Source organism: Oerskovia rustica, from assembly GCF_014836555.1.
In the GTDB taxonomy this organism is placed as follows: Bacteria; Actinomycetota; Actinomycetes; order Actinomycetales; family Cellulomonadaceae; genus Oerskovia; species Oerskovia rustica.
Map to the genome: position 1 here is coordinate 29,518 of NZ_JACSQQ010000001.1, position 6,959 is coordinate 36,476.

General features: G+C 70.1%; 5 protein-coding genes. All 5 read right to left on the reverse strand.

The genetic code is table 11. The features are described 5' to 3' along the window. Window positions 1–81: 81 nt before the first annotated feature. Window positions 82–2,361 carry an alpha-xylosidase gene (yicI, locus tag H9652_RS00105; protein ID WP_191794101.1) on the reverse strand — a complete coding sequence of 760 codons (2,280 nt, stop codon included), beginning with the start codon at window positions 2,359–2,361 and terminating at the stop codon, window positions 82–84. Between the two features lie 30 nt (window positions 2,362–2,391). Continuing rightward, window positions 2,392–3,297 carry a carbohydrate ABC transporter permease gene (locus tag H9652_RS00110; RefSeq protein WP_138823553.1) on the reverse strand — a complete coding sequence of 302 codons (906 nt, stop codon included), beginning with the start codon at window positions 3,295–3,297 and terminating at the stop codon, window positions 2,392–2,394. After that, the gene (locus tag H9652_RS00115) at window positions 3,297–4,262 is read right to left on the reverse strand and encodes a carbohydrate ABC transporter permease (protein ID WP_191794102.1); all 966 of its coding nucleotides are present in this window, start codon (window positions 4,260–4,262) and stop codon (window positions 3,297–3,299) included. Before H9652_RS00115 ends, H9652_RS00110 begins: the two co-directional genes overlap by 1 nt. A 75-nt stretch (window positions 4,263–4,337) precedes the next feature. Then, a complete protein-coding gene (locus tag H9652_RS00120) occupies window positions 4,338–5,606 on the reverse strand; it encodes an ABC transporter substrate-binding protein (protein WP_225227493.1) in 1,269 nt (422 codons plus the stop codon). A gap of 179 nt (window positions 5,607–5,785) precedes the next feature. Next, window positions 5,786–6,811, reverse strand: coding sequence for a LacI family DNA-binding transcriptional regulator (locus H9652_RS00125; RefSeq protein ID WP_191794103.1), 1,026 nt, complete (start codon window positions 6,809–6,811; stop codon window positions 5,786–5,788). Window positions 6,812–6,959 lie beyond the last annotated feature (148 nt).

The window sequence follows — 6,959 nt, forward strand, 5'->3', positions numbered from 1 at the left end:
CCCCCCCCCCCCCCCCCCCCCCCCCCCCCCCCCCCCCCCCCACCCTCGCCCGCTCCCCCGCCGCGTGGCGCGGGACGAGCGTCAGACGGACAGCTCGACGCTGCCCGCGCCCTGCGCCCGGGCCACCTGGTCGCCGAGCTGCACGGCCCACGGTGCGCGGGCGTCGTCCGAGGTGACCGTGACCCGCGCCCCCTCACGGACGGTGCGGAACGTCGTGGCCGCCCCCGTCTCTGACGGCACGGTGGTCGTCGAGTCGTGGCCGTCGGGCAGCTCGAACAGGCGCAGGGTCACGGCGTCCGCCCACTCGTAGTCGGGGCGGTCGGTACGCGCGCCGACCGGCAGCACGGTGCCCGGACGGACAAGGAGCGGCAGCGAGTCGAACCCGTGACGCTCCGCCACCCACCGCGGACCCGAGACGGTGCTCCCGTCGAGCAGGTTCGTCCAGCGACCCTCCGGGACGTAGTACTCGACGTCGCCCTCGGCCGTGAAGACCGGCGCCACGAGCAACGAGCCGCCCAGCATGTACTGCGTGTCGACCCCGAAGCCACCGCGGTCGCCCGGGAACTCGAGCACCATGGGCCGCATCATCGAGATCCCGTCCCGGTGCGCCTCCTCCGCGACCCCCGCCAGGTACGGCATGAGCGAGAGCTTGAGCCGTGTGAACCGCCGGGTGACGTCGACCGCCTCCTCGTCGAACGCCCACGGCACGCGCACCGAGTCCGAGCCGTGCAGCCGACTGTGCGAGGACAGCAGGCCGAACGCGAGCCACCGCTTGAAGACCCCCGGGTCCGGGACCCCCTCGAAACCCCCGATGTCATGGCTCCAGTACCCGAAGCCGGACATCGCGAGCGAGAGCCCGCCGCGCAGCGACTCGGCCATCGACGCGTACGTCGAGTCGCAGTCACCACCCCAGTGGACGGGCAGCTGCTGGCCGCCCGCGGTCGCCGACCGTGCGAACAGGACCGCGTCCCCCTCGCCACGCTCGCGCTCGAGGAGCCGGAAGACCGCCTCGTTGTAGAGCTGCGCGTAGTAGTTGTGCATCTTCGCGGGGTCCGACCCGTCGGACCACACGACGTCGTCGACCGGGATGCGCTCGCCGAAGTCGGTCTTGAAGCAGTCGACCCCCTGGTCGAGCAGGTCCTTGAGCTTGCCCAGGTACCACTCGGTCGCCTCGGGGTTCGTGAAGTCGACCAGGCCCATGCCCGCCTGCCACTTGTCCCACTGCCACACGCCGCCGTCGGTCGTGCGGAGCAGGTACCCCGCCTCGCGGGCCTCCTCGAACAGCGGCGAGCGCTGCGCGACGTACGGGTTGATCCACACGCAGATCTTGAGGCCCTTGTCCTTCAGCCGGCCCAGCATGCCCTCGGGGTCCGGGAACGTGCGCGGGTCCCACTCGAAGTCGACCCACTGGTACTCGCGCATCCAGAAGCAGTCGAAGTGGAAGACCGACAGCGGCAGGTCCCGCTCGGCCATCCCGTCGATGAACCCGCTCACGGTCTGCTCGTCGTAGCTCGTCGTGAAGGACGTCGTGAGCCACAGCCCGAACGACCAGCCCGGGACGCGCGCGGGGCGTCCCGTCAGCGCGGTGTACCGCGTCAGGACCTCCTTGGGCGTAGGGCCCGCGACCAGGTAGTACTGGAGCGACTGCCCCTCGACCGAGAACTGCGCCCGCGTGTTGATCTCCGAGGCGACCTCGAACGACACGAGCTCGGGGTGGTCGACGAACACGCCGTACCCGCGGCTGCTCACGTAGAACGGCACGTTCTTGTACGCCTGCTCGCTCGACGTCCCGCCGTCGGCGTTCCAGATGTCGACCGCCTGCCCGTTCTTGACGAACGGCCCGAACCGCTCCCCCAGCCCGTACAGCTGCTCGCCCGGCGCGAGACTCAGCTGCTCGTGCACGAAGTGCGCACCCCCGTGCGCGGCGTCGGCCTGGACCGCGCCCACGGCCTTGTGCAGGCTCGACGTCACGACCTGCCCGTCCTGCTCGACGTCGACGCGCCAGCCGCCGTCCCGGTGCACCCGCACCGCGAGCGGCCCCGAGCGCAGCACGCCCGCGGCGTCGTCGACCGAGATCTCGGGGCGGAAGCCCTCCTCGCGGTGGAGGTCGAAGTGCGGACCACGCCGCACCCCGCCGCTCAGGTGCTCGATCCGCACGCCGATCACCCCCGGTGCGGGCGACGAGTAGGTGACCGTCAGGAGCGGCCGGTTGAGCGTGTCGCCACGACGCCGGATCACGGCGGTCGGGGCGTACACCGTCATCGTGCCCGCCGCGGGGTCCGCGCGGACGTCGTCGACCTGGGCCGGGTGGAGCGGCGAGAAGCCGTCACGGACCTGCCAGTAGCCGTCGGTGAACTTCATGGGTGCTCGGTTCCTTCGGGGTAGGTGCGATCACTTCACGGCGCCGGCCGTGACGCCTCGCGTCAGGGTGCGCTGGAAGATCAGGAAGAAGATGACGGCGGGGACGAGCGAGACCAGCGCACCCGCGTTGGTCGTCGTGGCGTCCATCATCCGGTCGCCCTGGAGCGAGGCCAGCGCGATCGGGATCGTCTGTGTCGCGTTGGTCGTCAGCATGACCAGCGGGATGAAGAACTCGTTCCAGGTCCAGATGAAGAAGAAGATCATCAGGACCGAGAGCGTCGGGCGCACGACAGGGAAGACGATCTTCCACAGGATCTGCCAGCGCGTGGCGCCGTCGAGCGCCGCGGCCTCGAGCAGCGCGGGCGGGAAGGTGCCCAGCACCGACGACAGGAGGTACGTGCCGAACGCCGACTGGATGACCGTGAAGATGATGATCACGGACCACTGGGAGTTCGACAGGCCGACCTGCTGCGCCATGGTGAACAGCGGGTAGACCAGGGCCTCCTGCGGCAGCATGTTCGCGAGCAGGAACAGCATGATGATCCACAGGCGGCCCTTGACCCTCCCGACGCCGATCGCGTAGGCGTTGAGCAGCGAGAGCAGCGTGCCCCCGATCGCCACGGCGGCCGAGATCCAGATCGAGTTGAGCAGCTTCTGCGGGAAGTCGACCCGCTCCCAGAACGCCACGACCCCGTCGAAGTACAGGTGCGTCGGCCAGCTCAGCGGCCCGTCCTGCGAGTACTCCGCGGGCGACTTGAACGCGTTGAGGAGCATGATGACGAACGGGGCGAGCATCAGGAGCGCGAACAGCGCGGCGGCGGCGAGCACGAACCAGCGCCCGATCCCCCGACGGTGCCGCTGGTCGGGGCGCGTGGCCCGCAGGACCTGGTCCCCCGTGGTCTCGTCGACGGACGGGGACAACGTGTCGGTGGCCATCAGCGGCCTCCTTCTTCACGGCGCTCGGCGCGGGCCTGCAGGGCGAGGATGACGAGGGCGACCACGACGATCACCAGCGTCAGGACGGTGGCCACGGCAGCGCCGTAGCCGACCTTCGACTTGTCGAAGAAGTTGAGGTACGAGTAGTAGCTGGGCACGAGCGTCGAGCTCTCCGGGCCGCCACGGGTCAGCACGTAGATCGGGCCGAAGACCTTGAGCGCCGCGACCGTGCAGGTCAGGACCACCACGAACGTCTCGGGGCGGATCTGCGGCATCGTGATCGCGCCGAACCGGCGCCACCACCCGGCGCCGTCGAGCTCGGCCGCCTCGTACAGCTCGGGGTCGACCCGCTGGAGCGCCGACATGAAGATCACGACCGGGTAGCCGATCTGGACCCAGACCAGGACGGCCATGACCGTGGGCAGCGCCGTGGTCGTGGACCCGAGCCAGTTGGGCGGGGTCTCGAACCCGATCGAGCGCAGGACCACGTTGAGCGCGCCGGTCTGGGAGTTGAGGATCCAGTTCCACAGCACGCCCGCGACCGCGACCGGCAGGATCTGCGGCAGGTAGTAGGTCGCGCGCAGGAAGGCCGCGACACCGCCCCCGAACCGGCGTCCGAGGTAGTCGAACAGGACGGCCGCCAGCACGAGGCCGATGATCGTCGGGACCACGACCATCGCGAGGATCATCGCGACCGAGTTCCGGAACGAGGTCCAGAACTGCTCGTCGGCCATGAGGGCGGCGTAGTTGTCGAGCCCGACGAACTTCTTCGGGGCCATACCGCCCTTCCACTTGAAGAGGCTGTAGTACACGTTCGTGGCGAACGGGATCAGGATGACCACCGTGAAGGCGACCGCTCCCGGGATCAGGTAGGGCAGGTACCCCACCCAGCGGGGTCTGCTGCGCCGCGAGCGCGCGGCTCGTGCTCGCTCGACCGCAGGGGCCGGCGTCTTGACAGTGCTCATGGTCTTTCCTCGTCGTCGGGTCCTCGGCCCCGGTGGGCGGGTGGTCGCCCGCCCACCGGGTCCCTGCGCTGCGGATCAGCCTTCGAGCAGGTCCGCCTTGCCCTCCTCGTACGGGCCGGACAGGCCGTCGAGGACCTCGGCCGGGGTCTTGGACTTGTTGACGAGCGACTGGAGCTGGCTCACGAGCACGTCGTAGTAGCCCGCGACGGGCCAGTCGGGGTAGAACGCGAGGCCGTCGGCAGCCAGGATGTCGTTGAAGTTCTGCGTGAGGGCCTGGGTGCGCTCGTCCGTGATCGCCGAGACGTCACCCGCGACGGGCAGCCCGCCCGCCTCGCCCAGGATGTTCTGCACCTCGGGGCGCAGCGTGATGTCGATGAACTCCTCGGCGAGCGACTTGGAGTCGGCGTTGGTCGGGACGACCCACAGGTTGCCCGACGACCCCACCTGCAGCGTGTTGCCCGGGAAGTTGAACTGGCCCCAGTCGGCGTCCATCTCGTCGACGATGCGCCCGAACCACCACGAGCCGGAGACCATCATCGGGTAGGTGCCGTTGATGAACGAGACGCCCATGTCCTCGGCCGTGAGAGCGGCGGAATCGGAGGCGATGTAGCCCTTGTCGATCCAGTCGGCGAGGGTCTCGGTGGCCTCGGTCATCTCGGGGCCCTGGAAGTCGACGTCACCGTCGAACAGCTGGTAGGCGTCGACGAAGTCCTGGTCCGCGTTCGCGAGGACGAGCTCGTACCAGAGCTGCCCGAGCGGGTACTCGGCGCCGGCCTCGGCGAGCGGGGTGACGCCGGCGGCCTGGAAGGTCGCCATCGCGGTCTCGAGCTCGGCGAGCGTCGTCGGGACCTGGACGCCGTACTGCGCGAACATGTCCTTGTTGTAGTAGACGCCCACGAACTCGCCGTAGTTCGGCACCCCGTACCACTCGCCCGACCCCATGAGGCCGTTCTCGTCGTACGTCGCGGTGGTCTGGAGCGACCCGCTGAGGGTGGTGTCCCAGCCGCGCTCCTTGGCCGCGTCGGTCAGGGGCGTCAGCAGGCCCTGCGACGCGAGCTGCCCGGCGGTCGCGTTCCCCTTGTTGTACTCCATGACGTCGGGCACGTCGTCGCCCGTGAGCACGATCTTCGCGTTCTTCTGGATCTGCTCGAACGTCTGCTTCTGGACGTCGACCGTGACGTCGGGGTTCTCGTCCTCGAAGATCTCGATCGCCTTGGCCCAGGCCTGGCCCATGGCCGACGTCTCCGACTCGTAGTGCCAGATCGTGAGGGTCTTGTCGTCGGAGTCCCCTCCGCCGCTCCCTCCTCCCGCACAGCCCGCCAGGGCGAGTGGGAGCGCTACCAAGGCAGCGACAAGAGGCTTCCGTGTACGCAACATGACTCTCTCCTCATCATTGAGCGTCGGCGCCAGCGCCGATCGTCTGGTCCTGCACCGGCGAGACCGGCGGACGTGCACCGGCGGACCGCCGGTCGTGACCTCGGCGCCTCGGGATCGAGGCCGCGGTCGGGGTCGAGCACCCGGGGTCAGGGCCCCCGGACAGGGGCGGGGCCGACGCTCGCGCCGGCCTCGAGGTCGCACGGGACGAGGACGGGCGCGTGCGCCCTGCCTGCGTCGTCGATCCGCGCCACCAGGGACTGCACACCGAGCCGCCCGAGCTCGGCGCCCGGTGCGTGCATGGTGGTCAAGGGGGGTGTGCTCATCGCACCGACGCCGGGCGAGCTGACGATGCCGAGCACCGAGACGTCGCCCGGGACCGAGAGCCCGCGCGCCTGCAGGCCCGACATGACGCCGAACGTCGCGATCTCGTTCATCGTGACGAACGCGGTGAGCGACGGGTCCTGCTCGAGCAGCTCGCCGACGGCGGCGCGCCCGGCCTCGGCCGTCTCGTCGCACAGGAGGCTTCTCCCCACGAGCCCGCGGCGCTCCATGGCCGCGGCGAACCCCTCGTCGGCACGCAGGGTCGGGCCGTAGCCCGCCGCGGCGCTCTCGGCCGAGTGGTTGATGAACGCGATCCGCCGGTGGCCCAGCGCGGCGAGGTGCTCCACGGCGGCCTCGGTCGTCGCGGCGAAGTCGATGTCGACGTACGGGCGACCCTCGAGCTCCCGCGTGCGTCCGATCATCGTGTAGGGCACGCCGGCCTCGTGGAGCACCTCGACGCGCGGGTCGTCGAGCCGGACCTCCATGAGCAGGACCCCGTCGGCCATGCCCTGCTGCGTCAGGTCGCGGATCTCGGTGGCCTCGTGGGCCGCGAAGGGCCAGAGCACCAGGTGGTACCCGGCCTCGCGAGCGGCAGCGGCGGCGCTCGTGACGAACTCCGAGACGGTCCCACCGATCCCGGTCTCGGTCGCGGGGAAGATCAGGGCGAGGACGTGGCTCCGGCGCGAGGCGAGCCCCCGAGCCATGGCGTTGCGGTGGTACCCGAGGTCCGTCATGGCCGCCTCGATCCGGGCGCGTGTCTCGTCGGAGATCTTGCGCGTCCCGTTGAGCGCGTACGACACCGTGCTGAGCGACACGTTCGCCCGCGCGGCCACGTCCTGCATGGTCACCATCTCGCCACCTCCTCGTGGTCGGCCCCGCCCTCGGGGATCGAATCGTCGAAGCGCTTCGTCGAAGCGCTTCGATTGAATACGAGTATTGACTGAACTATTGCGATCCGTCAACCCCTCTCCCGCGAACGACGGCGGCCCGGCGCCGAGC